The organism is Streptomyces geranii (genome assembly GCF_002954775.1).
GTDB classification, from domain to species: domain Bacteria; phylum Actinomycetota; class Actinomycetes; order Streptomycetales; family Streptomycetaceae; genus Streptomyces; species Streptomyces geranii.
In genome coordinates this window covers 37,984-63,758 of sequence record NZ_PJME01000004.1, presented here as the reverse complement: position 1 = coordinate 63,758, position 25,775 = coordinate 37,984, and the positions used below count along the sequence as shown (strand labels likewise).

18 protein-coding genes are annotated in these 25,775 nt (G+C 71.3%); 9 read left to right on the top strand and 9 right to left on the bottom strand.

Going from position 1 to position 25,775, the window contains the following annotated elements; translation table 11 throughout:
- Window positions 1–139: 139 nt before the first annotated feature.
- A complete protein-coding gene (locus CW359_RS07285; RefSeq protein WP_105968955.1) occupies window positions 140–1,633 on the bottom strand; it encodes a helix-turn-helix domain-containing protein in 1,494 nt (497 codons plus the stop codon).
- 115 nt (window positions 1,634–1,748) lie between these two features.
- Here CW359_RS07285 and CW359_RS07280 point away from each other — a divergent pair, with 115 nt between their 5' ends.
- Together CW359_RS07280 and CW359_RS07275 are read left to right on the top strand one after the other, a co-directional pair.
- Window positions 1,749–2,369: an L-threonylcarbamoyladenylate synthase gene (locus CW359_RS07280; RefSeq protein ID WP_105968954.1), complete on the top strand. Its 621-nt coding sequence runs from the start codon at window positions 1,749–1,751 to the stop codon at window positions 2,367–2,369.
- Window positions 2,370–2,456: 87 nt separating this feature from the next.
- Window positions 2,457–2,663 carry a hypothetical protein gene (locus CW359_RS07275; RefSeq protein WP_105968953.1) on the top strand — a complete coding sequence of 69 codons (207 nt, stop codon included), beginning with the start codon at window positions 2,457–2,459 and terminating at the stop codon, window positions 2,661–2,663.
- Between the two features lie 56 nt (window positions 2,664–2,719).
- Here CW359_RS07275 and CW359_RS07270 read toward each other — a convergent pair whose 3' ends face one another.
- The 6 genes from CW359_RS07270 to CW359_RS07245 all read right to left on the bottom strand — a co-directional run bounded on the left by CW359_RS07270 (window position 2,720) and on the right by CW359_RS07245 (window position 10,178).
- Window positions 2,720–4,639, bottom strand: coding sequence for a DUF2264 domain-containing protein (locus CW359_RS07270; RefSeq protein WP_105968952.1), 1,920 nt, complete (start codon window positions 4,637–4,639; stop codon window positions 2,720–2,722).
- Window positions 4,636–5,667, bottom strand: a complete 1,032-nt coding sequence (locus CW359_RS07265; RefSeq protein WP_105968951.1) for a hydroxyacid dehydrogenase — start codon at window positions 5,665–5,667, stop codon at window positions 4,636–4,638. Before CW359_RS07265 ends, CW359_RS07270 begins: the two co-directional genes overlap by 4 nt.
- Window positions 5,668–5,715: 48 nt before the next feature.
- Complete coding sequence (locus CW359_RS07260; protein WP_105968950.1) at window positions 5,716–6,579, bottom strand: carbohydrate ABC transporter permease; 864 nt, start codon at window positions 6,577–6,579, stop codon at window positions 5,716–5,718.
- On the bottom strand, window positions 6,576–7,565 hold the full coding sequence (locus tag CW359_RS07255; protein ID WP_105968949.1) for a carbohydrate ABC transporter permease: 990 nt from the start codon (window positions 7,563–7,565) through the stop codon (window positions 6,576–6,578). The genes CW359_RS07260 and CW359_RS07255 overlap by 4 nt, the downstream gene beginning before the upstream one ends.
- A gap of 56 nt (window positions 7,566–7,621) precedes the next feature.
- Window positions 7,622–8,917 (bottom strand): ABC transporter substrate-binding protein, encoded by a 1,296-nt coding sequence (locus tag CW359_RS07250; RefSeq protein ID WP_232838268.1) that lies wholly within the window; start codon window positions 8,915–8,917, stop codon window positions 7,622–7,624.
- A gap of 160 nt (window positions 8,918–9,077) precedes the next feature.
- A complete protein-coding gene (locus CW359_RS07245) occupies window positions 9,078–10,178 on the bottom strand; it encodes a substrate-binding domain-containing protein (RefSeq protein ID WP_105968947.1) in 1,101 nt (366 codons plus the stop codon).
- Window positions 10,179–10,456: 278 nt separating this feature from the next.
- On the opposite strand from CW359_RS07245, the gene CW359_RS07240 reads away from it, so the two are divergent.
- The 3 genes from CW359_RS07240 to CW359_RS07230 are packed head-to-tail and all read left to right on the top strand — an operon-like array spanning window position 10,457 to window position 14,058.
- Entirely contained in the window at window positions 10,457–11,380 is a 924-nt protein-coding gene (locus CW359_RS07240) for an MHYT domain-containing protein (RefSeq protein WP_105968946.1), read from the top strand.
- Window positions 11,381–11,400: 20 nt separating this feature from the next.
- Complete coding sequence (locus CW359_RS07235) at window positions 11,401–12,957, top strand: metallophosphoesterase family protein (protein ID WP_105968945.1); 1,557 nt, start codon at window positions 11,401–11,403, stop codon at window positions 12,955–12,957.
- Window positions 12,958–12,987: 30 nt separating this feature from the next.
- The gene (locus tag CW359_RS07230; protein WP_105968944.1) at window positions 12,988–14,058 is read left to right on the top strand and encodes an LLM class flavin-dependent oxidoreductase; all 1,071 of its coding nucleotides are present in this window, start codon (window positions 12,988–12,990) and stop codon (window positions 14,056–14,058) included.
- 7 nt (window positions 14,059–14,065) lie between these two features.
- Here the strand turns inward: CW359_RS07230 and CW359_RS07225 are convergent, their stop codons facing one another.
- Window positions 14,066–15,064 carry a TauD/TfdA dioxygenase family protein gene (locus CW359_RS07225; protein WP_105968943.1) on the bottom strand — a complete coding sequence of 333 codons (999 nt, stop codon included), beginning with the start codon at window positions 15,062–15,064 and terminating at the stop codon, window positions 14,066–14,068.
- A 160-nt stretch (window positions 15,065–15,224) separates the two neighbouring features.
- Complete coding sequence (locus tag CW359_RS07220; RefSeq protein WP_105968942.1) at window positions 15,225–16,013, bottom strand: IclR family transcriptional regulator; 789 nt, start codon at window positions 16,011–16,013, stop codon at window positions 15,225–15,227.
- A 204-nt stretch (window positions 16,014–16,217) separates the two neighbouring features.
- Between CW359_RS07220 and CW359_RS07215 the strand changes: the two genes are divergently transcribed.
- The 4 genes from CW359_RS07215 to CW359_RS07200 all read left to right on the top strand — a co-directional run bounded on the left by CW359_RS07215 (window position 16,218) and on the right by CW359_RS07200 (window position 25,695).
- Entirely contained in the window at window positions 16,218–17,054 is an 837-nt protein-coding gene (locus CW359_RS07215; RefSeq protein ID WP_232838267.1) for a helix-turn-helix transcriptional regulator, read from the top strand.
- Between the two features lie 406 nt (window positions 17,055–17,460).
- Complete coding sequence (locus CW359_RS07210; RefSeq protein WP_105968940.1) at window positions 17,461–17,727, top strand: acyl carrier protein; 267 nt, start codon at window positions 17,461–17,463, stop codon at window positions 17,725–17,727.
- A complete protein-coding gene (locus CW359_RS07205) occupies window positions 17,711–18,592 on the top strand; it encodes a thioesterase domain-containing protein (RefSeq protein WP_105968939.1) in 882 nt (293 codons plus the stop codon). Before CW359_RS07210 ends, CW359_RS07205 begins: the two co-directional genes overlap by 17 nt.
- Window positions 18,593–18,732: 140 nt before the next feature.
- Window positions 18,733–25,695 carry a type I polyketide synthase gene (locus tag CW359_RS07200; RefSeq protein ID WP_105968938.1) on the top strand — a complete coding sequence of 2,321 codons (6,963 nt, stop codon included), beginning with the start codon at window positions 18,733–18,735 and terminating at the stop codon, window positions 25,693–25,695.
- Window positions 25,696–25,775 lie beyond the last annotated feature (80 nt).

Genomic DNA, 25,775 nt, shown 5'->3' with positions numbered 1-25,775 from the left:
CCTTGGGGGCCGGTTTCCGGCCAGGCACCACGTCGTGGGCTCCGGCGCTCGCGCACTGGAGCACCGGCGTGCACATGAACCTACGCGCGTTGAGCGGGGGTGTGTATCTCGCCGGTGCCCTCTCTCGGGCGCCGAGGACTCACTCGTGCACGGTCACGTCCGAATGGTCCCGCTTCGCCCGGCCGACGGCGGGTTCGCCGAGGTCACCGAGTGCCAGATGGGCGAGGACGACCTCGTACAGGTCGCTGCCGCCGGAGAGCAACTGGCGTTCCAGGACGGGTTCGGCACTGCGTACATGGTCGCGGACGGTCTGCGCGTGGATGCCGAGCACCTGCGCGGTGCGTTCGGCGTTGCCGCCGGCCGCGATCCAGGTGCGGACCGTCCGCCGCAGGTCCCGGGAGTCCGTGGTGAGGCGGCCGAGGAGGCCGTCCGCCCAGGCCACGAGCGGGTCGGTGCGCAGCAGCTCGGTCACTCCGGCGGGCGGGGCCGCGGGCGGGCGCGGTCCGTCGGGGACGGCGGCCTGGGTGTTCAGGGCGAGCTGGACGGCGGCCCGGGTGGTGAGGTCGGAGAAGTCGGCGCCGAGCAGGCCCTCGACGCGTTCCATCCGGGCGCGCACGGTGTTGCGGCTGACGCCGAGGATGATCGCCGTCTTGACGGCGGTGAAGGAGAAGCCGAGGCGGGTGGTGGCGAGGAGTTCGGCGCGCGTGTGGTGGGGCAGGTCGTCGAGCGGGCTCAGCAGCCCGTCGGCCCAGCCGCGCAGGGCGAGGGGGTTCATCAGCCGCTCGGGGTGCGTGCGTTCGGCGTACACGGCGGCCCGGTCCGGGCGGAAGCGGGCCACGGCGAGGGCGCTGACGGCCTGGCCGTACGCGGTGGCGGTCTGGGCGAGGTCCTGCCGGACGCTGCCGCCGATGAAGGTGTCGGGCCATTCACCGACGACCGTGCGCAGCTCCGGTCCCGCCCGGTCCTGGCCCCGGTCGACGGGCGCGACGACGATCAGATGCTCGTCCACGGCCGGGCACCGCACGATGAGCGCGTGGCCGTCCGCCGCCTCCTGGCAGTCCTCGGCGAGGTCGTCGCGCCTGGCGGCGTGGCCCTCCAGTACGTAGACGCAGGCGGTGTCGGTGTCGAAGAGGCCGGGCCAGAGGCCCGCGGCGACCCGGCGGGCGGCGATGATGTCGCCGACCATCAGCAGCTGGAGGATGGCGAGCCGGAGGTCGGAGGTGGCCTGGTCGAGGCGGTGTTCGGCGCTAGCCGTCTCGCGTTCGCGCAGGAGCAGTTCGAGGACCCAGGCCGTGCGGGCAACGATGTCAGTGGTCCGCTGGTCGAAGGGCCGGCTGCGGGTCACCGCGAGCACGCCTTTGGTGGCGGGGTGGCCGAGTCCGTCCAGCCGGACGTGACGGCCGTGGGCGTGGACGGCCGCAGAAGCGATTCTGCCGGTGGACACGTCCAGCACCAGACCGTCGTCGGCGGGGACGCCGGTCCCGGCGAGGAGGCTGCCGTTCACATCCTGGAGGGACACCTCGGCGTCGACGGCCCCGGCGAGCCAGGCGGCCACCCTGCCGATGTCCCGGGCGGCCGGGCGCAGATGGTCGAGGAGTTCGTCCGCCCAGTTCCCCGAGGCCTTGCCACCCATGTCGTCCTGCCCGTCGCCGGCTCCACTGCCTGCCACGACGGCCCTTCCCCGGTCAATCACGTTCACACCGCATCACGGTCCGGAATTTACCGCACGGAGGGCATAGGCTCGCCGGATGGCAAGGTACTTCGACGTCCATCCCGACAACCCGCAGCCGCGCACGATCAGTCAGGTCGCCGACAGCATCCGCTCCGGTGCGCTGATCGCGTATCCGACGGACTCCTGTTTCGCCCTCGGCTGCCAGCTCGGCAGCCGTGACGGCATCGACCGGATCCGGTCGATCCGGCAGCTCGACGACCGGCACCATTTCACCCTCGTGTGCCGGGACTTCGCCCAGCTCGGCCAGTTCGTGCAGGTCGACAACGACGTGTTCCGAGCCGTCAAGGCGTCCACGCCCGGCAGTTACACCTTTATCCTCCCGGCGACGCGTGAGGTCCCGCGCAAGCTGCTGCACCCGAAGAAGAAGACGGTCGGCGTGCGCATCCCCGACCACACGGTCACGCAGGCCCTGTTGGCGGAGCTGGGCGAGCCCCTCCTGTCCAGCACGCTGCTCCTCCCCGACGAGAAGGAGCCGTTGACGCAGGGCTGGGAGATCAAGGAGCGGCTCGACCACGTCCTGGACGCGGTCGTCGACTCCGGTGACTGCGGCACGGAGCCGACGACGGTGATCGACTTCTCCAGCGGCGAGGCGGAGATCGTGCGCCGGGGCGCGGGAGACACGTCACGATTCGAGTGACGGCTCCCGCTCCCGTACCGGCGCGGGGTGCGCGCCGGGCGTGAGCTGTGCATGGTGGTAGCAGGTCCGTCGAACGAGGAGACCGCCATGCCGATCCAGCACTCCGATTCGCCCTCGTGGTCCGACGATGCCACGACGCCCGATGCCCTGCTGCACACCGGTGCGGAGCATGGCGCTTCCGCTGAGGATCTGGTGCTTGCGACGGGGCGTGATGTGACTCCGCGGAGTCTGGCTTGGGCTGAGCGGAAGTTGGCGGAGGAGGGGGCTGCCGCGTTGGACAAGTTGCTGCCGTAGGGGTTCGTTGTTGGCTGCGGGTGCGTGGGGGCTTGTCGCGCAGTTCCCCGCGCCCCTTAGGTGCGCTGCTGTACCGCTACCGGTTCGAAGGTGATCCTCGTTCGGGCGGCGTCCCCCGCCCAGGTCACCTCCACCGTCGTCTCCGTCGCCTCGATCTCGGAGATGACCTGGTCGGGTACCAGCGGGGTCGGGTCCGCTGTCAGAGTCGCCAGGGCCACGTACAGGGACGTGCCGTCCGCCTCGCCCGTCAGGCGGGGGACGATTGCCCAGCGGGTGTACGCCGTGCCCTGCGGAGCCCGGGCCTCCTCCGTCTCCGGGTTCCAGCCGTGCAGGGGGTGCAGGGTCGACGTCAACGGCTCCTCGGGGCCCGTCGCCCAGCCCGTGTGCGTGACCCGGGTGCCCGTCGGGGCGCCGATCACGCGGTGGACGCGGAGTTCGTGGCGGCCTCGTACCACCGTCACGCTCTCCACCCGCAGGCCCGGCACCATGGGCGGGCCCGAGGTGAAGACGGGGCGGTGCCAGGAGGCCGCCCAGCCCCAGTCGTCGCCGTGGCCCGCGCCCAGAGGGTGGATGCGGCGGCGGACACTGCCCCGGCCGCCGATCTCCACGGAGAGGTGGTTGTCGGCGATGTTGGCGGGGGCCGTCGGGCCGGAGTGGGTCGAGTAGGCCTGGCGGCCGTAGTGCGGGTCGTCCTGGTCCGCCGTCTCGCCCTCGTGCGGGCGGACGTGATCGCTGCCGTGGTTGTGCAGTCGTACGATCCCGTCCGCGCGCGTCGACTGCACCAGCAGGCCGGGGGCGGGCAGGGACAGCACCCGGTCCCTTTCCTCCACCGGTGACGGTTCCTCTACCGCCGTCCAGAGCGGGGCGTCGGCCGGGGCGAGCAGGGAGACGAAGGCCTTCGAGGCCCAGTACGGGGACGCCGGGCCCGAGTAGGTCTGCAAGGTGGCCTGGTGGGGGCCGTGCCAGCCGAGGGTCAGGAGGCCGTCCTCCGTCAGGGCGCCCCGGTCGAGGAAGTGGCGGAGGCTGCCGCTGATGATGCGGCGGCTCGTGCCGGGGGTCAGTGGAGTGTGGCCGGTGAGGGCGCCCAGGCCCACGGCCGCCGAGGCGGCGAAGCGGTACGAGAGGGAGCGGCCGAAGTGGATCGGGGCGCCGTCACCGCCGAACATCAGCGCGAAGCCGTCCAGGTGTTCGCGCAGACGGGGGCCGTAGAGGGACGACAGTTCGCGGTCGTCTCCCAGGTGGGCGTCCAGTACCGGGTACAGGTGCAGGGCCCAGCCGTTGTAGTGGTCGAAGGCCCGGCCGTCGCCGTCGGCGTACCAGCCGTCGCCCCGGTACCAGGTCTCCATCAGCTCCAGGGCTCGCTCGCGAGCCCTGGCCGTCTCCGCATCGCCGCGTCCGACCGACTCCAGGAAACCGGCGACCGTGTACGGAAAGAGGTACCAGTTGTTCGGGGCGGGCGAGTGGCGCAGCGAGCCGCGCAGCCACTCCTCCGCCCGGTCCTGTACGGCGGAGTCGAGCCGTTTCCAGAGCCAGGGCGCCGTCAGTCGCAGGCCGAGGGCCACGGACGCCGACTCGACCATCGGCTGGCCCTGGACGTCGTGGTCGAGGATGAGCGGCCAGGACTCGGTGTCGGCGCGGCCGGGGGTGGTGGTGCCCGAGGCGAGGCCCTGGGCGTAGCGGTCGAGCCAGCCGTGCGGGTCGTCGCCGTTCGCGCCCGCGACCCGGAAGGCGGCGGCGAGGAAGGTGCGCGTGTAGCCTTCGAGGCCGTCGGAGCGCACGCCCGAGCGGGACGGGGCACCGGGCAGGTCGAGCAGGGCGCCGCCGGGGGTGCTCCAGCGCCAGGCGGCGGCCAGGAGTCCGTCCGCCACGGCCTCCCAGTGGGCCCGCGTGTAGCCGGTGTGCGGGCTCGACTCGCGGTCCTCGGGCGGGAGTTCGAAGGGGATTCCGCTGCTGGTGATACGGGTCGTGCTGCTCATGCGAGGAAGGCCAGCCTTTCGCGTCGTACGGGATGGCGGAAGCCCGCGCCGGATGCCCAGTGTTCCGTCTCGGCGACTGCCAGATCGGCGAGGCGGTGCCACTCGTTGCCCTGGGAACCGGCGAGGTGGGGGGTGAGGAGAGCGTCGGGGCACTGCCACAACGGGTGCTCGGGCGGCAGCACTTCGGGGTCGGTGACGTCCAGGACGGCGCGGATACGGCGTTCGCGGACCGCGTCGGTGAGGGCGTCCTGGTCGACGACACCTCCCCGGGCGGTGTTGATGAACACGGCGCCCGGACGCATGGAGTCGAGCAGGGCGCGGCTCACCAGGCCCTGGGTGGCGGGCAGCAGCGGGGTATGCAGGCTGACCGTGTCGCAGCGGGCGAACAGGGTGTCCAACTCGACGCGCTCCACGCCGAGTTCGGCGGCTTCGGCGTCGGTCACGTAGGGGTCGTAGAGGAGGATCTCGAAGTCGTGGGGATGGAGCAGTTCGATGACTCGGCGGCCGATCAGGGAGGCCGAGACGATGCCGACGGTTCGGCGATAGTTGCCGATCGTGCGGGAGGTGCGCAGCCAGTCGTCACGGGTGCGGGTGGCGGCGTACGCGTGGGCCCGTTCCAGGACCTGTTTGCCGCTGAGCAGGATCATCGCGAGGGTGTACTCGGCGACCGGCAGGGCGTTCGCGGCGGCGGCGGACGACACCTCGATGCCGCGCTCCCAGCAGGCCTCGGTGACGTGCGGGCGGACACTGCCCGCCGTGTGCACGACCGCCCGCAGTCGCGGAGCCGCCTCCAGGGCGTCGGCGTCCAGGACCGGGCAGCCCCAGCCGGTGATCAGGAGGTCGACGCCGGCGAGGATCTCGCGGGCGCGCTCGGTGCCGAAGTCGTCGAGTACGGGGAGCGGGGCCAGGTCGCACACTGCGGCGAGGGCGGCGAGCGAGTCGGGGTCGAGGACGGCGTCGGCGGCGTCCGGGGACATGGCCAGTGCGGCACGGGGGCGGAAGCCGGGGCCCGGCGAGGACACGGTCATTCGGGGTCGGGTACTCCTTGCTGGTCGACAACTCCGGTACAGGCACAGCTATTTGACGGAGCCCGCCGTCAGTCCGCTGCGCCAGAAGCGTTGCAGCAGGGCGAAGGCGAGGATGAGGGGGACGACCGCGAGCAACGATCCCATGATCACCACCGGGTAGTACTCGGGCGACACGGAGGCCGAGCTGTTCCACTGGTACAGGCCGAGGCTGACGGGATACAGGTCCTGGTCGGAGAGCATCACCATGGGCAGGAAGAAGTTGTTCCAGATGGCGGTGAGCTGGAAGAGGAAGACCGTGACCAGGCCGGGGCCGAGCATCCGCAGCGCCACCCGTACGTAGGTGGTGAGTTCGCCCGCGCCGTCGACGCGGGCCGCCTCCAACACCTCGTCGGGGACATAGCCCTGGCTGAAGATCCGGCCGAGGTAGACGCCGAACGGGTTGAACAGGACGGGGATGAACACGGCCCAGAAGGTGTTGACGAGGCCCGCCTCCGAGGCCATCAGGTACAGCGGCAGCGCGAGCACCGTCTGCGGCACCATGACGGCCGCCAGGACCAGGCCGAACAGCTTCTCCTTGTGCCGGAAGCCGTACTTGTCGAAGGCGTAGCCACAGGCCACGCTCACCAACGCGCCGACTCCGGCGCCCAGGACGGCGTACAGCAGGCTGTTGCCGTACCAGCGGGTGTACAGGCCGTCGTCCATCGCGAACAGGTCGCGGACGTTCTGTACGAAGGAGAAGTCGCCCAGCGACAGCAGGTTGCTGCTGAAGAGCGCGTCCCGGTTCTTGCCGGCGGCCAGGACCAGCCACAGGACTGGCAGCAGGGTGTAGAGGACGGAGATCGCGACGACCGCGTTGACCGTGGCCCGGCCGAGCAGGCGCGGGCGCATGAGGGTGCTGTCGCCGGTGCTCATCGGGCCGTCTCCTCGGGGGTGTTGGCGCGGCTGGTCCAGCGGGTCACGCCGTAGGACAGGGCGATCGTGCAGACGAGCAGGACGACCGAGGCGGCTGCCGCGAGGCTGTAGTTGTTGCGGGTGAAGGCGGCGTCGTAGATGTACATGCTGGGCGAGAAACGGGAGTTGATCATCGGGGAGGACTGGCTGAGCAGCATGGGCTCGGTGAACAGCTGCAGCGCCCAGATGAGGGTGAAGATGGCGACCATGACGATCGAGGTGCGGACCAGGGGCGTCTTGACCTGGAGTGCGGTGCGGACGGGCCCGGCGCCGTCGACCACCGACGCCTCGATGACCTCCCGGGGAACGGCCTGGAGGGCGGCGTAGAAGACGACCATGTTGTAGCCAAGGTTGCTCCACAGGGCGATGTTCACGATCGACGGGAGCACGGTGTGGATGCCGAGGAAGTCGATGGTGATGTCGGCCTTGGCGAACAGGTCGATCACCGGGCTGATCCCGGGTGTGTAGAGGTACAGCCAGATGAGGGCGGCGATGATGCCGGGCACGGCGTGCGGCAGGAACAGGCCCAACTGCGCCCAGGCGCGCAGGCGTACGACGCCGGAGTCGAGGAGCAGGGCCAGGGCCAGGGCGCCGATCACCATCAGGGGGATGTAGATCAGGCAGTACAGGGCGACCGTGGCGAGCCCGGACAGGAAGGTCGGGTCGGTGAGGACTGCGGCGTAGCTGCGCAGGCCGACGAAGATCGTGCGCTCGGGGCCGAAGCCGAGGCCTGGCTGGTCGTCGCTGAAGAAGCTCAGGTAGATCGCCGTGCCGACGGGGATCAGGAAGACGGTGACGAGGAGCGCGAAGAAGGGGGCCATCAGGACTGCGCACGCGGCGAGTTGACCTCGACGGGCCCTCTTGCGGGCGCGCTGGGCCGAGGCCGGGACGGTGGCGCGGGAGGCGGTGGCGGGCGCGGTGGGCTGGGCCTGGGTGGTCGCGGTCATGGGGTGTCACCTGCCTTTCGGGCGGCGGACCGTGCGGAGCGTGTGGGGGTTCCGGCTCATGTGCTGTGCTGCGTGGTCGCCAGTCCGAGGGCCTTCAGGTCGGGCATCGTGCCGTCCTGGGCCGCGCGTACGGAGTCGATGAGGGAGCCCTGGCCGCCGCCGACGCGCGCGAAGTTGTCCTGCATGACCCGCTGGGTGGCGGTGAAGCGAGGGCCCCAGACCCAGCCGTCGCGGATCTTGTGGGCCTCCTCCTCGAAGAGGGTGTAGATGTCCTGGTTGCCGTAGTAGGTGCGGTCGAAGGCCTCGCGGCCGACGGTGACCAGTGCGGAGGCGGCCGGGTACTGGCTGCTGGTGCCGCTGGAGAGACGGGCGCGCAGCGCGTCGGGGTGGGAGACCTGCCAGGCGATGAACTCCAGGGCGGCTTCCGGGTGTCGGCTGTCCTTGGTGACCGCGAAGGTGGAGCCGCCGTGGGTGCCGACGGACGGGCGGCCGATCTCCCACTGGGGCAGCGGGGCGATCCGCCACTGGCCCGCCTGTGCGGGCCGCGCCTTCATCTGGGCGCCCGCCTCCCAGGCACCGGTGAGCCGGGTGAGGACCAGTCCGTCGGCGATCTGGGCGTCGGACTGTCTGCTCTCCACGGCGTTCACGAAGACGAGGTCCTCGTCGATGAGGCGCTGCCAATAGGCGGCGACGCGCCGGGTGGGGGCGTCGGCGAGGGAGACGTTCCAGGCACCGCCCGCCGTGTCGAACCACTGGGCGCCGGCCTGCCAGGAGTAGGCGGCGAACTGGGTGCCGCCGTCCGTGGGGAAGAGAACCAGCCGACGGCCGGGCAGTTTACGGCGGACTGCGCGGGCCAGCTCCTCGAACTCCGCCCAGGTGCCCGGCACTTCGAAGCCGTGCTCGGCGAACAGGTCGGCGCGGTAGTGCATCACCATCGGTTCGACGTCCAACGGAACGCTGAACACGCGCTGTTCGAAGGTGGTGAGGCCGAGAGCCTGCGGCAGCAGTTTCGCGCGCAGTTCGTCGGTGACCATCGAGGTGAGGTCGCGGGCTACGCCGTCGATGGCGAATCCCGGCACCTGCGGGTATTCGATGGTCGCCACGTCGGGGGCGTTGCCCGCGCGGGCCGCGTTGCTGAGCTTGGCGTAGCCGCCCTGACCGCCGGACGGGACCTGCTGGTAGTCGACCTGGATGCTGTCGTGGGTGCTGTTGAAGGCGTCCACCACCTCCTGGCTGCCGCGCAGCGCGGACCAGAAGGTGATGCGAGTGACTTTCCCGCCGGTGGCGCGCGCGGCGGAGTCCGCTCCCCCGCTGCAGGCGTTCACCGTGCCCGCCAGCGGTAATGCGGCCATCGCGGTGAGCACGGACCGACGACTTCGTCGACGTGGGTTCCGTCGACCAGGCATGGGTGCCTCCCGTCCTGTTCGATCGAGATACGGGAATCCTGATCGGCCCACCAGAAACGGTCAATACAGCGATCAGAAGAAAATAAAGCGGTCAAACGATCGCTCGCTACACGCTCCGGGTCGACCCACGTACCTTCAACTCCGGCAGCAGCTCGATCCGTCGCGCCGGTGCCGCCCCGCCGCCGCGCGGGTCCGCCAGCCGGTGCAGGAGCAGTTCGGCGGCGGCCCGGCCGACCTCACCCTTGGGCGGGGACACGGCGGTGAGCGGGGTGCTGCCGAGGGCGGCCACCACATCGTCGTACGCGACGACCGAGCAGTCCTCCGGCACCCGGACGCCGTGCGTGGCCAGCTCCTGGACCAGCATCAGGGCGTCCACGTCGCCGTGCAGTACGCAGGCCGTGGCGGCCAGTTCACGCAGGACGCCGGGCAGGTCGACGGGCGGCCGGTCCGCGCCGGCCGAGCGGTCGGGGCCCGCTTCGGGCGAACTGAGGGTGAGGGTCCAGGCGTCGAGCTTGGGATGGGACCCGGCGATCCCGGTGAGCGCCGCGCGCAGGGCACGTGCGGTCGGGCTGTCGTCGCGGGTGGCGAAGACGATCCTGCGGTGGCCGAGGGCGACCAGGTGCTCGACGGCCAGATGGGCGCCGTACCAGTGGTCGGTGCAGACCGAGTCCAGGGCGTGCAGCGCACTGCCGGAGCGGGGCCTGCGCTCCATCAGGACGGTCGGTACGCCAAGCCCGCACAGCCACTTGGCGTCGGCTTCCTCGTCGGCGAGGGTGCGCCAGCGCGGGGCGATCAGCACACCCCGGGCGCCGTCCGCCAACGCCCGCTCCACCAGGGGGCGTTCGGCGCCGGCGACCTGCGGGGCGATGTGCAGGGCGATGCGTACGCCGGCCTCCTCCAGCAGAGGGCGGGCGCCGTGCAGGGTCTCGTACAGGTAGGAGTGGCGGGCGGGGACGACCAGGGCGACGGTGTCGCCGTCCTCCGGTGCCGTGGCGTGCCCGGGCGGGGCGGCCGGTGCGGGGAGGGTGGAGCGGGCGATGCCGTGGCCGCGCCGGAGCCGGCCCTCGCGGGCGAGTTCCTCCACGTCCCGTCGGACGGTGACCACCGAGACCTCCAGCTCGGCGGCGAGATCGGTCACCCGGGCCGAACCGCGCGCCTGCACGGCGGCCAGAATCCGCTGCCGCCTCAGTTCGACCGGCTCGCGCATACCGTTCGCTCCATACTCGTCGAGTTCGCCGTGTTCGTTGTGTTCGTCGTGTTCGTCATGTTCGTTTGAACGCTTTGCCGCGCAGCATAGCGATCAGCGGGCCGGACGGCAGCACCCGTACCGGAACAGGGGATTCCGCCCGGGTATCGGCTTCTCCGCAGCCCCCTGACCTTCAGTCAAGAAATATTCACCCGATACTCGCGGTAACTCCTTGCTTTACTCGCACGTGAAGCGAGAATTTCACCCTCAACATGGCGTATCTCGGGGGGATTTGGCATATGCAAGGAACAATTGACGGATTCAGTTACGGGTTCGTCACCCCGGTTGCCGCCTACATCATGGCCTGCCTGGGGAGCGCCCTGGGGCTGCGCTGCGTGGTCAGATCGCTGCTCAACGAGGAGTCCTGGAAGCCGGGTTGGCTGGCGCTGGGGGCGTCTGCCATCGGGTGCGGCATCTGGACGATGCATTTCATCGCGATGATCGGGTTCCAGGTCGAGGAGACCGCGGTCCGGTACGACGTCGGGCTCACGGTCATCAGTCTCGCCGTGGCGATAGTCGTCGTCGGTATCGGTGTGTTCGTCGTCGGCTATCGCGGCGCCACACCGGTCGCGCTCTCCGTCGCGGGCGTCATCACCGGTCTCGGTGTGGCCGCGATGCACTACCTCGGTATGGCGGCGCTCCATCTGAACGGCGAGATCCACTACGACACGGCGACCGTGGCCCTCTCCGTGGTGATCGCCGTCGCCGCCGCGACCGCCGCGCTGTGGGCCGCCGTGTCCATCCGGGGTTTCGTGACCAGCCTCGGGGCCAGTCTGGTGATGGGGGTGGCCGTCAGCGGGATGCACTACACGGGCATGGCCGCCGTCAGCGTGCATCTGCACGACTCGGGCGGCGCGACCTGGGCCGGTGACTCGCCGACCTCGCTGCTGCTGCCGATGCTGATCGGTCCGGCCATCTTCCTGCTGCTGGCCTCGGTCGTGGTGATGTTCGACCCGCTGCTGGTGCTCGGCGACGGCGAATGGGGCGCGAAGGGCACCCGGCAGCAGGCCGAGGGGCAGATCCGGCAGATCCCGAGGCAGTCGGCGGGTCAGTCGTTCGGACAGCCGTCGGGGCAGGAAACAGGGCAACAGCCGAGGCAGGAAACGGGTCGGCCGAAGCCGAGTTGGCAGCGGACCTCGCCCCGGACGGATCTTCGACTGTAGGACATTGCTACGGTGCCCCGATGGCTGACTCATCACGGGCCGATTCCGTACGCGCCCACTCGTCCCGCGACACCGCCGAGGGCGCCGGCTGGGGCGCCGAAGAGCCGGGCGCCTACCGGGAGTTGATGCCCGCCCGGGTCGAGAAGCTCTCGTGGCTGAACCCCCGCACACTGTGGCCCGCCCGCAACGGCGTGCTCGCCTCCTGGTTCGGGGACCCGACGGGCCGGACCCGGAGCCGTTGGGCGGAGCAGCGCACGGCCGCGGGCGCACCCGCCGACAAGGTGGTCCGGCGCGCCGACCCGGACCGCTTCTCCTTCATGGTCATCGGCGACACCGGCGAGGGCGACGCGCCCCAATACGCCGTCGTCCCGGGCTTTCTGAAGGTGGGTCAGGACACCGCGTTCACCGTGCTCGCCAGTGACGTGATCTACCCGGTCGGGGCGACCGACGACTACAACACGAAGTTCTTCCGCCCCTACCAGGACTACCCGGCGCCCATCTACGCGATACCGGGCAACCACGACTGGTACGAGGACCTGAACGGGTTCATGCGCGTCTTCTGCGACGCCCCGCCCCTCCCGGCGGAACCCGCGCCGCGCCCGCTCACCCGGGCCTGGCTGCGCGGGCTCCTGTGGCACAGGCCGAGCGCGGTGGACGAGCAACGCCTGGCGGAGGCGACCAAGTTGAGGCCCGCACCGGCCCAACAGGCGGTACAGCCGGGCCCGTACTGGGCGATCGACGCCGGACCCGTGCGGATCATAGGCATCGACACCGGTCTGCTGGGCACGCTCGACGCCGAACAGGGCCGCTGGCTGCGGGAGGTGTCCGCCGGGCCGGTCCCGAAGATCCTCGTCACCGGGTCGCCCCTGTACGTGGACGGCGAGCACCACCCCTGCCCGATCGACGGCGGCGGCACGGTCGACGACCTGGTCCGCGACCCGGAGCGCAACTTCGTGGCCGCGATAGGCGGCGACATCCACAACTACCAGCGCTATCCGGTGGACGTGCACGGCCGGACGATCCAGTACGTCGTCTCGGGCGGCGGCGGGGCCTTCACGCACGCCACGCACACCATCAAGCGCGTCTCGGTCGCCGACGTCACCGAGGACGACTTCCGCTGCTATCCGCTGCGCGGCGACTCACTGGCCTTCTACAGCAGGGTCTACGGCCGACGTCTGCACCTCAAGCGCTTCTTCACCCTCTCCGAGGCCGAGGCGGCGGCCGTGATCGCCGAGCGCCTGGGCATCGGTCCGACGCGCTCCCTGAGCGAGCCCGTCCGGCTCACCCGGCGCGTCCGGCTGGTCGCCGGTCTGCTGGGCACGGCCGGCCGACCCGACCGCACCCGGCGGCTGCGGCTCCCGGTGCGCAAGACGTACACCCAGCTCTTCTCGCCCGGCTCGGCGACGTACAGCCCGCCCTTCTTCAAGAGCTTCCTGCGTTTCGACGTCTCCCCGGAGGCGGTCCGGCTGCGCTGCTTCTCCGCGACCGGCCTGCTCAGCCAGGAGCTGGATCCGCCGGTCGAGGACGAGGTCACGATCCCGTTCACCCGGCCGCCTGGCACAATCGACGGGGTGTGAACGTCCGTACGACATCCGCTGGAGGAGTCCGTGCCGTCCCCCTCTCACCCCCTGCGCAAGCTGGGCTTTCTCACCATCGGGCTGTTCGACGGGGACGATCCTCGGGCCGGGCACGAGTCGACGCTGGAGATCATCGAGCTGGGTGAGCGGCTCGGCTTCGACAGCGCGTGGCTGCGCCACCGCCATCTCCAGTACGGGATCTCCTCCCCCGTCGCCGTCCTCGCGGCGGCCTCGCAGCGCACCCGGCGGATCGAGCTGGGCACCGCGGTCATCCCGCTGGGCTGGGAGAACCCGCTGCGCCTCGCGGAGGACCTGGCGACCGTCGACATCCTCTCCGGCGGCCGGCTCAACCCGGGTCTGAGCGTGGGCCCGCCGATGCACTTCGACCAGGTCAAGGACGCCCTCTACCCCGACACGGCGGACGCCGAGGACTTCGGCTACGAGCGTGTGCAGCGGCTCCTGGACCTCGTCCGCGGCAAGCCCGCCACCGACTTCAGCGGGGTCGAGGGGTTCGAGGTGTTCTCCGACCGGGTGCAGCCGCATTCCCCCGGGCTGGGGCGACGGCTGTGGTACGGCGGCGGGAGCCTGCGGTCGGCGCAGTGGGCCGGCGAGCACGGGATGAACTTCCTGACCAGCAGTGTCGTAAAGGCGGAAGGACTCGAAGAGGGCGGGGCAAGCGGGGGAAGTGGGGACAGCGGTGGGTCGCCGGACTTCGCCTCGATCCAGTTGTCGCACGTACGGGCCTTCCGTGAGCGTCATCCGGACGGTGAGCGGGCCCGGGTCTCCCAGGGGCTCGTCGTCATCCCGACCGACAGCGCCTCGCCCGGGCAGCGCGCGAGGTACGAGGAGTACGCGGCGAAGCGGCTGCCGAGGACCGCGAGCCCGCAGGGTCCGGCGCGCATGATGTTCGCGCCGGACCTCGTCGGCACATCGGCCGAGATCGCCGAACGCCTGTACGCGCACGTCGCGTTCCAGGAGATCGACGAGGTGGCCTTCGCGCTGCCGTTCACCTTCGAGCACGAGGACTACGTCCAGATCCTCACCGACATCGCGACCCGGCTCGGGCCCGCTCTGGGCTGGCAGCCGTCGGCCACCGGCTGAGGCGCCCTCACCACCTCCCGGGTGCGGTGCCGGTGACCGGCTGCGAAGGCTTGCCGTCCACTCCGGCCGGGATGTCGCCGGTCAGCATCACACGGTGCATGACCCGGGGGTGGCCGAGGTGGGCGTTGTCGCTGGGGGCGAGGTGGATGGTGGCCCGGTTGTCCCAGAAGGCGACGCTGCCGGGCTCCCAGCGGAAGCGGACCGTGTACTCGGGCCTGGTCGCCTGTTCGAGCAGCAGCTCCAGGAGCAGGCGGCTCTCCGCGCGGGAGACGTCCACGATCTGCTCCAGGTAGTAGCCGTTGACGAACAGCACCCGCTCGCCCGTCTCCGGGTGGACCCTGACCAACGGGTGCACGGAGGCGACCTGGTGGTCGAGCAGGTGCCGGAGGTACGCGTCGTCGCCGGGGCGCGACTGGTAGCCGACGCCGAGCCGGTGCTCGGCCCGCAGTCCGTCCACGAACTCCCGTACGGGCGCGGAGAGTCCGGCGTACGCGGCGGCCAGGTTGGACCAGGTGGTGTCGCCGCCGTACGGCGGTACGGTCTCGGCGCGCAGGACGGTCGCGGCGGGCGGGTCGATACGGGCGCCGTGGTCGCAGTGCCAGCCGCGCAGCAGGGAGTGGCGGCGGCGTTCCAGCCACTCGGTGTGCTCCATGCCGTAGCGTCCGCCGAGTTCGAGGCGGTCGGCGGTCGTCTCGACCTCGGGGAAGTCGGGCGGTGAGGCGCCGCCGCGGCGGCGGAGGACGACGGGGTCGCCGAAGCGGCGGGCGAACGCGAGGTGGGCGGCGTGGTCCAGCCGCTGGTCGCGGAAGAAAACCACCTTCCAGCGCAGGACGGCCGCCCTGATCGTGGCGACCACGGTGTCGTTCAGGGGTTCGGTCAGGTCGACGCCGGAGATCTCGGCGCCGATGTGCCCGGCGACCGGACTCACCTTCACGTCGGCGGTGGGTGACCCCGACTCCCTTGCCGTGGGCGGCACTTCGCCGTTCGTGGTCCGATCCGTCGTCATGCACGCTCCGATCGTGGGGGCGGTGTGGTTCGTCGGCCTCACCTGAGCGTAGGGGCTCCGCCGGGAGCCTTGTGTGTCGTCCACGGATGCGTCGTGGCCGGTCGCGCCCACACGGCGGAGTTGTAGATCGACGCAGCCCCGCGCCCCTCTGGGCCGGGGGCTATGCCCCCACCCCCGCCATCCGCCAGCCCTCCGTCCGGTCGTGCTGGGAGACCGCCTCCGCCGTGGCCAGGATCAGGGGGGTCAGGCGGGACGGCTGGAGCATGTCCACCGGGCTCACGATGCCGACCGCCGCCACGACGGTGCCGCGTGCGTTGCGTACCGGGGCCGCGATGGCGCCGCGGCCCTCGCGCAGGGTGCCGCGGACCATCGTGTACCCCTCGCGCCGGGACTTGTTGAGGCAGTTGCGCAGGGTGGTGCCGTCGGTGATCGTGGCGGCGGTGTACGCGCGCAGCGGGCCTGCGCAGATCTCGTCCTGCAGTCCGGCGCCCGCGTTGGCCAGCAGGACCAGGCCCACCGCGGTGACGTGCAGCGGGAGCCGGCGGCCGGGGTCGCCCCAATGGGCCGTGAGAGCGGCGTCGTTGGAGAGGAAGGAGATGCAGACGCTCTCCGTCCCGTCCCGCAGGGCGAGGACCGCCGCGCCGCCGCACTGGGCGTGGAGGTCGACGAGGTGCGGCTGCGCGGCCTCGGCGAGGCCCGAGTAGCGGGGGGCCAGCGTCGCCGTCTCCCACAGTCGCAGACCGATGCTGTAACCGCCCTCCTCTCTTCGTTCCAGCGCACCCCAGCCGTGGAGCTTGTTGACGATGCGATGGACCGTGGCGACCGGAAGACCTGAGCGGCGGCTGATGTCGCTCAGCGTCAGGGTGCGGTTGTCGCGGTCGAAGACGCCGAGGATGCTGAGCGTCCGGTCGACAACCGAGCGCTCGGGGGCGCCGGGGTGGGTGGTCATCCCGTCTACTTCCCTTCACCTGCACATCGTGTGGGGATTGTTGCTCGTGCATGCGCCGGAGTGATCCAGCAACGGGCGGCCACACCTATCATTGATTTTTAAAGGAGCCCGAGAAAGGTCGATTCCGGAACGCTCATGGTCGATTTCGCTTCGTTACCGATACCGGTAGTCCCCTACACCCCCGTCTGCAGACCCGGAGTGGGCATGGCCATGACCACCCTGAGCGAGGTGCGGGACAAGATCCGCGAGGCGGGTCTCGTGGACTTCACCGCCACCCCGCACCGGCTCGACTTCCACCAGATCGTGCTGGTCGAAGAGGGTACCGGCGCCTTCACGATCGACTCCACGCCCTACCCCTCCCGGGTGGGTTCCCTGTTGTGGATCAGGCCGAACCAGGTGATCCAGTTCGAGTTGCCCTCGGACATGGAGGCCTGTCTGGTGATGTTCACCGAGACGTTCCCGTTGCGGCTGCGAGCCCACATGGGGATGCTCGACGACGTCCTGCGGCCCTCCCACTGGCAACTCACCGACGACGAACTGGGCACCTTCCGGCGGGTGCTCGCCCTGCTCCGCGAGGAGTTCGAGCGGCCCGACGAGGGCCTGGGCGAGGATCTCCTGAAGCATCTGCTGGCGGTCGCCCTGCTCCACATCGACCAGATGTGCCGCAGCCACCGCGCGGACCAGCAGCACAGCGGCAGCCCGGCCGGCGAGAACGGCGAACTCTTCCTGCGTTTCCGCCGCGAGCTGGAGGACTCCTACCGCAAGACGCGGCTGGTCGAGGACTACGCCGCCGCGCTCAACTGCACGCCCCGCACCCTCTCGCGGGCCTGCCGCAGCGTCGCCGGCACCACCACGAAGGACCTCATCGACGCCCGGGTCGCCCTGGAGGCGAAGCGTCTGCTGGTGCACACGGATCTGCCCGTCGGCAGCATCGCCCGCCAGCTCGGATTCACCGAAGTCACGAACTTCGGGAAGTTCTTCATACGTCGGGTGAATATGACACCCGGCGCTTTCCGGCGGGGTGCCGGACCACGGGATTAGAGGCCGCCGACGAAGTCACCGGCCGAAAGTTCACCCGCCGGTAACACATTCCGCCTCGCGTTCTACGCCCGTAAACCACGATTTCTTTCCACTCTCCGGAAGAGTGGTTGTCCAAGATTCAGTCAACTGGCAAGACTGTGGCCTGCATGCTTCGGGCGGCCACTCCCGAACGCAGCTCCTTTCATGTGGAAGCGCATGTCTGGACCAAAGAGACCGGATTCCTACTGCACCTGTCTACTGACGGGTTGTTCTCTGCCGCACTCCGCGTGAAGTCAGTCACAAATCACTGCCGTCCGTATCGACCATTTCCGTACCCGGTCCCCCATTGATGCCGGGCAGGCGTATTCACCATCCGCTCGCGCCCCGGGTCCCGCCGGGCGCGCGCCACAGGGAAGGACGACACACCATGGCCGTAGTGACCGCTCGTGAGGCCCAGGACTGGCTGATCGAGAAGATCGCCCACCGGATGGGCGTGGCGACGGGCGAGGTCTCGCCCGAGGTGTACTTCGACGAACTCGATCTCGACTCGACCGAGGCGCTCATCCTCGCCGGCGAGATGGAGAACTGGCTCGGTTTCGAGCTGAGCACGACGACGCTCTGGTACCACCCGACCGTGAAGGACCTGGCGGCCTACATAGCCGAGGAGTGCGGCCGTCGTGCGGCCACCGCGTAAGGGTCCACCGCCGGTCGCCCGCGCCTTCCGCCCCGCCGTCCCCGGCGGGTCCACGGTGTACGTCGTCCATCCGGGCGCCCTCTCCGTCGAGGTGTACGAGGGCCTCGCGGGCGCCCTGCCGGACGGCACCGGGCTCACGGTGCTCGACCTGGGCGCGGTCCCCGAGTACGCGGAAGCGGCGCTCACCGGTGGCCGGGCGGCGACCACCGTGGAGGACCTGGCGGCCCTGCTGCTGGCCGCGCTGGAGCGGTCCCGGCAGGAGAACGGCGCTGCCACGGACGGGAGTTGGACCCTGGCCGGCTGGTCCTTCGGCGGGGTGCTCGCGCTGGCGGCGACCCGGCTGATGCCGGCCGAGCGACGGCCCGGGCGTCTGGTGGTGCTGGACAGCATCGCCCCCGTCGAGGAGTACAAGCAGCCCGACGACGCGCTGCGCCCCGAGCTGCTGCTCAGCTGGTTCGCCATGTACCTGGGCGCCAAGCGCGGCAGGCCCGTACCCCTGGACCTGGACCGGCTGGCCGGCTGCGGCACCGACGACGGGCTCACCGCGGTCCTCGACGCCGCGACCGCCTCCGGCGCACTGCTGCCGGACACCCCGCTGCCGGGGCTGCGCAAGCTCTACGACACCTACGTCGACGGCCTGTTGCGCAACAACCGGCTGACGGCACCGCACCACCCCGGAACCGCCCCGCTGCCCGTGACGCTGGTGCAGCCCGAACGCAGCCTGGTCCCGGCCGACCCCACGCTCGGCTGGCGCCCGCTCGCCCCCCACGGCCTCACCGCTCACCGCTGTCCGGGCGACCACTACACGATGCTCACCCGTGCGGACTCCCTCGGCGTGATCGCACCGCTGCTCCGGGCCTCCTGACCGACGCCCCCTCTCGCCCCCCACGGCTTCTCTCACCCTTTCCGCTGCCACCTCTGCTTCGTTCTCTCGTACGTCATGCGCAGTTCCTCCGAACCGCTGCGGGGCGATCCTCCCCCGCCGTCCGACCAAGAGAGCCTCCCGTGAACGCTTCGCATCCTTCCGAACTCGACCGCCGGCTGGCCCGGGACCCCATCGCGATCGTCGGGCTGTCCGCGCTGTACCCCAAGTCGCGTGATCTGCGCGCCTTCTGGGACAACGTGGTCTCCGCCGCCGACTGCATCGAGGACGTGCCCGAGACCCACTGGAACGTCGCCGAGCACTACGACTCCGACCCGACCGCGCCCGACCGGACGTACTCGAAGCGGGGCGGCTTCATCCCGGCCGTCCCGTTCAACCCGCTGGAGTTCGGGCTTCCGCCCAACACCCTCGAAGTCACCGACGTCCTCCAGCTGTTGAGCCTGGTCGTGGCCCGCGATCTGCTCCGGGACGCGGGCTCCGACCAGCAGTGGTACGACGCCTCGCGGACCGGGGTGGTGCTCGGGGTGACCGGCGCCAACCAGCTCACCCAGCCGCTGTCGGCCCGGCTCCAGACGCCCGTCCTCAAGGAGGTCGTGCGCAGTTGCGGGCTCTCGGACCGGGACGCCGACGAGATCGCGGAGAAGTTCAAGCTGGCGTTCGCGCCCTGGGAGGAGAACTCCTTCCCCGGCATGCTGGGCAACGTGGTGGCCGGGCGGATCGCCAACCGCCTCGACCTGGGCGGCACCAACATGACGATCGACGCGGCCTGCGCCAGTTCGCTGGGCGCGGTGAAGGCGGCGGTCAGCGAACTCCTGGAGCGGCGCTCGGACATGATGCTGGTGGGCGGCTGCGACGCCGAGAACACCATCTTCATGTACCTGTGCTTCAGCAAGACGCCCGCGTTCTCCAAGGCGGGCCACATCCGCCCGTTCGACGAGAACGCCGACGGCACCCTCATCGGCGAGGGCATCGGCATGCTGGCCCTGCGCCGGCTCTCGGACGCCGAGCGGGACGGCAACCGCGTCTACGCGGTGATCCGGGGCATCGGTTCGTCGAGCGACGGCCGCTTCAAGTCCATCTACGCCCCGCGCAAGGAGGGCCAGATGGCCGCCCTGCGCCGCGCGTACGAGGACGCGGACTGCTCTCCCGCCTCGGTCGAGCTGTTCGAGGCGCACGGCACGGGCACGGCGGTCGGCGAGGCGACCGAACTGTCGGCGCTGTCGGCGGTGGTGTCGCAGCACACCGAGGAACGGCAGTTCGCGGCGGTCGGCAGTGTGAAGTCGCAGATCGGCCACACCAAGGCGGCGGCCGGCGCGGCCGGCATGATCAAGCTGGCGCTGGCCCTGCACCACAAGCTGCTGCCGCCCACGATCAACGTGGACACCCCGAACCCGGCGCTCGACTGGCCCCAGAGCCCCTTCTACGTCGGCACCCGGACCCGCCCGTGGATCCGCGACCCGCGCAGACCGCAACGCCGGGCCGGGGTCTCCTCGTTCGGCTTCGGCGGCACCAACTTCCATCTGGTGATGGAGGAACACGGCGACGGCGACGACCTTCGGGTGATGTTCCCGGTCAGCCGAGTTCATACATGGCATGAGCCTGACATGAACAGTCTGATACGGGCGCTGGAAGGGGGAGCCGAGTCCCGACCGGGCCAGGCCCCGGCGAACCACCCGCGGCTCGCCCTGGTGGCCCGCACCGAGGAGGAACTCGCCGAACTGCGCACCCTCGCGGCGGCCGAGCTGCGGGCCAGGGGCGAAGCCGACTCCTGGACCCACCCCAAGGGGATCTACTTCCGCCGGTCCGCCGCCCCGACCGGCAAGGTGGCCGCGCTCTTCGCGGGCCAGGGCAGCCAGTACGTCGCCCCGGGCCGGACCGCGGTCCTGGCGCTGCCCCCACTGCGGGCGGCCTTCGACCGGGCCAACGCGGCCTTCGGCGACCACGAACTCCCGCTGTCCCGGGTGGCGTTCCCGCCGCCCGCCTTCGACGAGGCGACGCGCACGGCCCAGGAGAGCGCGCTGCGCCGCACGGAGTACGCCCAGCCCGCCATCGGCGCGCTGGCCGCCGGTCACTTCCGATATCTGGCCGAACTGGGCTTCGACGCCGACGGGTTCCTCGGCCACAGCTTCGGTGAACTGGCGGCACTGTGGGCGGCCGGCGCGATCGACGACGACACGTACTTCGCGCTGGCCCGGGCACGGGGCGCCGCGATGGCCCCGCCCGCCGAGCCCGGCTTCGACCCCGGCGCGATGGCCGCGGTGACCGCCTCCGCCGCCCAGGTGGAGCAACTCCTCGCCGCCCACCCCGGGTTGACCGTCTGCAACCGCAACGCGCCGGACCAGGTGGTGGTCGGCGGTGCGACCGACGCCGTGGAGCGGCTGGTGGAGGCGGCGGACACGGCCGGGATACGGGCGCTGCGGCTGCCGGTGTCGGCGGCCTTCCACACGCCGTTCGTCGCCCACGCGGTGGACGCCTTCGGCCGCCAGGTGGCCGGCGCGCACATCCTGGAGCCGCGCCGCCCGGTGTTCGCCAACTCGCCCGGCGCCGCCTACGGTTCGGACGTCAACGCCAACCGGCGGACGCTGGTCGACCAGCTCGTGCAGCCGGTGCAGTTCGCCGACCGGGTCGAGGAGATGTACGCGGCGGGCTTCCGCACGTTCGTCGAGTTCGGCCCCAAGGGCGTGCTGACCCAGCTGGTCCACCGCATCCTCGGCGAGCGCGAGCACTTCGCGGTCCAGCTCGACCCGGGCAGCGGCGGGGACGCCGACACCGCGCTGAAGCGGGCCGTCGCCCAACTCGTCGTGCTCGGACTGCCGTTGGCCACGGCCGACCGGTATGTGTCCGAGCCCGAGGCCGTCCCGCCGGTGAAGGGCATGACGGTGCCGCTCAACGGCATCAACCATGTGCCGCAGGCCCGCAAGGACGCCTACCGGGAGGCTCTGGAGAACGGCTACCGGGTGACGGGCGTGGACCGGAACGGGGATGGCGGCGGGGGCGGTGCCGTGCACATCGGTCGGGAGACCGTGCCGGTGCCGGGCGCCGTGATCGCGCGCGGTCCCCTGACGCCCTCGGCGCAGCCCTCGCCCGCGCCCGTGGCCACCTCGACCGCGGTCGCCGTACGGCCCGTCGCCCAACCGTCGGCGTCCGTGGCGCCGCCCGTTCCCGCCGCCCACACCCTGGAGAGCGAGCCTGTGGAAGAACTCGACCGGACCACCGCCCCGGGCGCCGACCGGCTCTCCGGACTGATCGCCGACCATCTGGCACTGCACGACGACTATCTCCAGGGCCAGTTGAACAGCGCCCAGCGGCTGATGGGCATCCTGGAGCGGGCCGACGAGCAGGGCAGGGTCGACGCGGTCATCCCCGGAGTGGCCACCGTGAAGGAACACGGGCTGGCCATCGGGCGTACGCATCTGCGGGCCAACGAGATCCTGCGGGACCTGGCGGCGATGGAGATCGGCACACTGGCACCGGCCGCTCCGGCGGTACCTGCCACTCCCGTGATCGCGGCGCCGGCCCCTCTCCCGGTGGCCCCGGTGGCGGCTGCCGTCGAGTCACCGCCTGTCGCCCTGCCTGCACGCGCGCCCGCAACTGCGCCTGCTCCTGCGCCTGCTCCTGTTGCGGGCCCGGTTGCTTCCGAGCCTCCGTCGACCGCCGTCACGGAGGACGACGTACAGGCGGCGCTTCTCGACATCGTGTCGCAGAAGACCGGCTACCCGGCCGAGATGCTCGACCTCGGCATGGACGTGGAGGCTGACTTGGGCATCGACTCCATCAAGCGCGTCGAGATCATGGGCGTCCTCCAGGAACGCTTCCCGAGCCCCACCCCCGTCGGACCCGAACAACTCGCGGAACTGCGCACGTTGAACGAGATCGTCGGCTTCGTGCTCAGCCTCGGTGGTTCGAGCAGCCTCGTTCCTCAGGTCCAGGTCCAGGCGCAGGCCCTGGTTCAGACTCGGCCCGCCTCGGCGATCGGCGCCCAGGATGTGGCGGACGTACTGCTCGGAGTCGTGTCGGACAAGACGGGCTACCCGGCGGAGACGCTGGACCTGGACATGGACGTCGAGGCCGACCTGGGCATCGACTCCATCAAGCGCGTCGAGATCATGGGCGTCCTCCAGGAACGCTTCCCGAGCCCCACCCCCGTCGGACCCGAACAGCTCGCGGAACTGCGCACGTTGAACGAGATCGTCGGCTTCATGCTGAGCCTGAACGGCGGTTCCGGCTCCTCGGCGTCAACTCCCGCCCCGTCCGCGGCTCCTGCCGTCGACGGTGACGCCGTGCGCGGTGCCCTGCTCGACGTCGTGGCCGCCAAGACCGGTTACCCGGCCGAGATGCTGGACCTCGGCATGGATGTGGAGGCCGACCTGGGCATCGACTCCATCAAGCGGGTGGAGATCATGGGCGTCCTCCAGGAGCGGTTCCCGAGCCCGACGCCCGTGGGGCCCGAACAGCTCGCGGAACTGCGGACGTTGGGCGACATCGTGGGCTTTGTCGCCGGGCTGTCCGAAGCCCCGTCCTCCGCTCCTTCGGCCGGCTCCCCGGCTCCTGTCGCGGGCCCGGCCGACCGGGAGCAGGCGTCTCGACCGGCATCCAAGGCCGCTGTCGTCTCCGCGCCGCCCGCGCTCGGCCGTGGGCAGGCGGCGCTCGCCGAGCTGCCGACGCCGGACCGGCTCGTCGACGCCTATCCGCTGGGCGCCGCCGCCGTGGTCGTCGACGACGGCAGTGCGGTCGCCGAGGCCTCGGCCGCGCGGCTCGTCTCGACCGGCTGGCGGGTACGGGTGCTGCGGCTGCCCGGCGTCGCCCAGCGGGTCACCGGGGCGACGGACCTGCCCCTCACCGGCTGGGGCGCGAGTGAACTCGCCACCCGCTTCGAGGAGTTGGGCGACGAACGGGTGCATCTCGTGCTCGGGTTCGCTGCGGCGGACGAGCTGCCGTGGGCCGAGGGCGTCCGCAGACTGGCGCACTCCCTGCTCGTCGCCAAGCACGCGGTGGGCCCGCTCACCAAGGCCGCCGCGAGCGGTCACCGGGCCGCGTTCGTCACCGTCACCCGGCTCGACGGAACCTTCGGGCTGGGCGGCGTGAGTGAGGACGCGGTGCCCGCCGGTGGCATCGGCGGCCTGGTCAAGACCCTCGCCGTCGAGGCACCCGAACTGTTCTGCCGTGCCGTCGATCTCACCCCCGCTCTGGGTTCGACAGAGGCGGCGGAACTGGTCCTGGAGGAGGTGTACGACGCGGCGGCCGGCCCGGTCCAGGTGGGCCGCGACGGAACCCACCGGGTCGCCCTCACCCTCGGCTCCGCACCGGGGATCGCCCCCGGAGACACGACCCGCCCGACCACTCCGCCCCCCGCCCTCGGCGCCGACGACCTGCTCGTCGTGACCGGCGGCGGACGCGGGATCACCGCCCGCTGCACAGTGGCCCTGGCCGCCGCGAACCGGCCCGGCCTGCTGCTCCTCGGCCGCACTGCGCTCGGCGAGGAGCCCGAGTGGGCGCGCGGTCTTGCCGATGCCGCCGCGCTCAAGGCGGCAGCGGTGGACCAGTTGAAGCGGGCGGGCGAGAAGCCGACGCCGAAGCGGGTCGAGCAGCTGTACCAGGCCGTGATCGGTGAGCGCGAGGTGCGTTCGACGCTCGCGGAGATCCGGGCGGCGGGCAGCGAGGTCGAGTACCTGGCCGTGGACATCGCCGACGCCGCCGCGACCGCCGCCGCGCTGGCCCCGTACCAGGAGCGGATCACGGGTGTCGTCCATGGGGCCGGTGTGCTCGCGGACCAGCTGATCTCCGCGAAGAAGGCCGCCGAGATCGACCGGGTCTTCTCCGTCAAGCTGGGCGGGCTGCGCTCGGTGGTGGCCGCGCTGCCCGCCGAACAGCTGCGGCACGTGGTGCTGTTCTCCTCGGTCGCCGGGTTCTTCGGCAACCGGGGGCAGTCGGACTACGCGATGGCCAACGAGGTGCTCAACGCCTGGGCCGCCGCCTTCCGGCGCAGCCACCCGCAGGCCCATGTGACCGCCCTCAACTGGGGTGCCTGGGACAGCGGCATGGTGTCGCCGCAGATCAAGGCGGTGTTCCAGGAGCGGGGCATCGCGCTGATCCCGGTGGGGACCGGGACCCTGATGTTCACCGAGCAGTTCGGCCCCGAGCGGGCGGGGGACGTGGTCACGGTCCTCGGCCCGACCACCCCTCTCTCGGCGCGCGAGCCCGTCGCGCCCACGTCGGCGGCCGTACTGGAGCGGGATCTCGCGGGCCTGATCACCGATCCGCTCGTCGCGGACCATGTGATCGGTGACGCGCCGGTGCTGCCGGCCGCCGCCGCCCTCGGCTGGGCCGCGGGGGCGGTGGAACGGCTGACCGGTGGGACGGTCTCGCAGGTCAGGGACTTCGCGGTGCACAAGGGCGTGGTCTTCGACGAGGACGGCAGCGCCGGCGGCGGCCGGCCCTTCCAGCTCTCCGTCGATCCGACGCCCGACGGCGCCGAGGCCGACGTCGCGATCCGCTCGACGAACGCCGACGGCACCGTACGGCCGCACTACGCGGCCCGGGTGATCCTGGGCGACGCCGGGTACGAGTCCGGGTCCGAGGCCCGGGGACGGGTGACCGGGCTGCCCGCGCTGGGCGGCGGCAGTGACGCACAGGTGTTCTACGCCGACGGCACGCTGTTCCACGGGGTGTCGCTGCGCGGGCTGCGGCGAGTGCTGGCGTCGGGCGAGGACCGGTTGGTCCTGGAGTGCGCGCTGGCCGAGCACCGGCCGGCGGGCGGCGCGTTCGGAACGGGCCGGTACGCGCCCGGCACCGCCGATCTGCTGCTCCAGGCCGCGCTGGTGTGGATGCGGCTGCACCGGGACACGGCGAGTCTGCCGATGGGAGTGGCTCGGGTCGATCTGTACGAGGCGCTGCCGGACGGGGAGCCGTTCGTCGTGGTGGTGGAACCGGAGTCGGCCGCTGTGAACGGCAACGGGAGCGGGAATCGTACGTCCGCTGCGCTCACAGTGACGGCGTGCACTCCCGGCGGCCGGGTGTTGACTCGGTTCACAGGAGTTTCCCTTGTGTCCACCCCGCAGCTGGCCGCCAAGTTCGCGAGCCGCTGAGCCGACGACCGGACCGGTGGTCATCCCGGCGGCGGGCCTCCACGGCCGCCGCCGGGTCCCCGGCCCCCTGGAGGGAACAG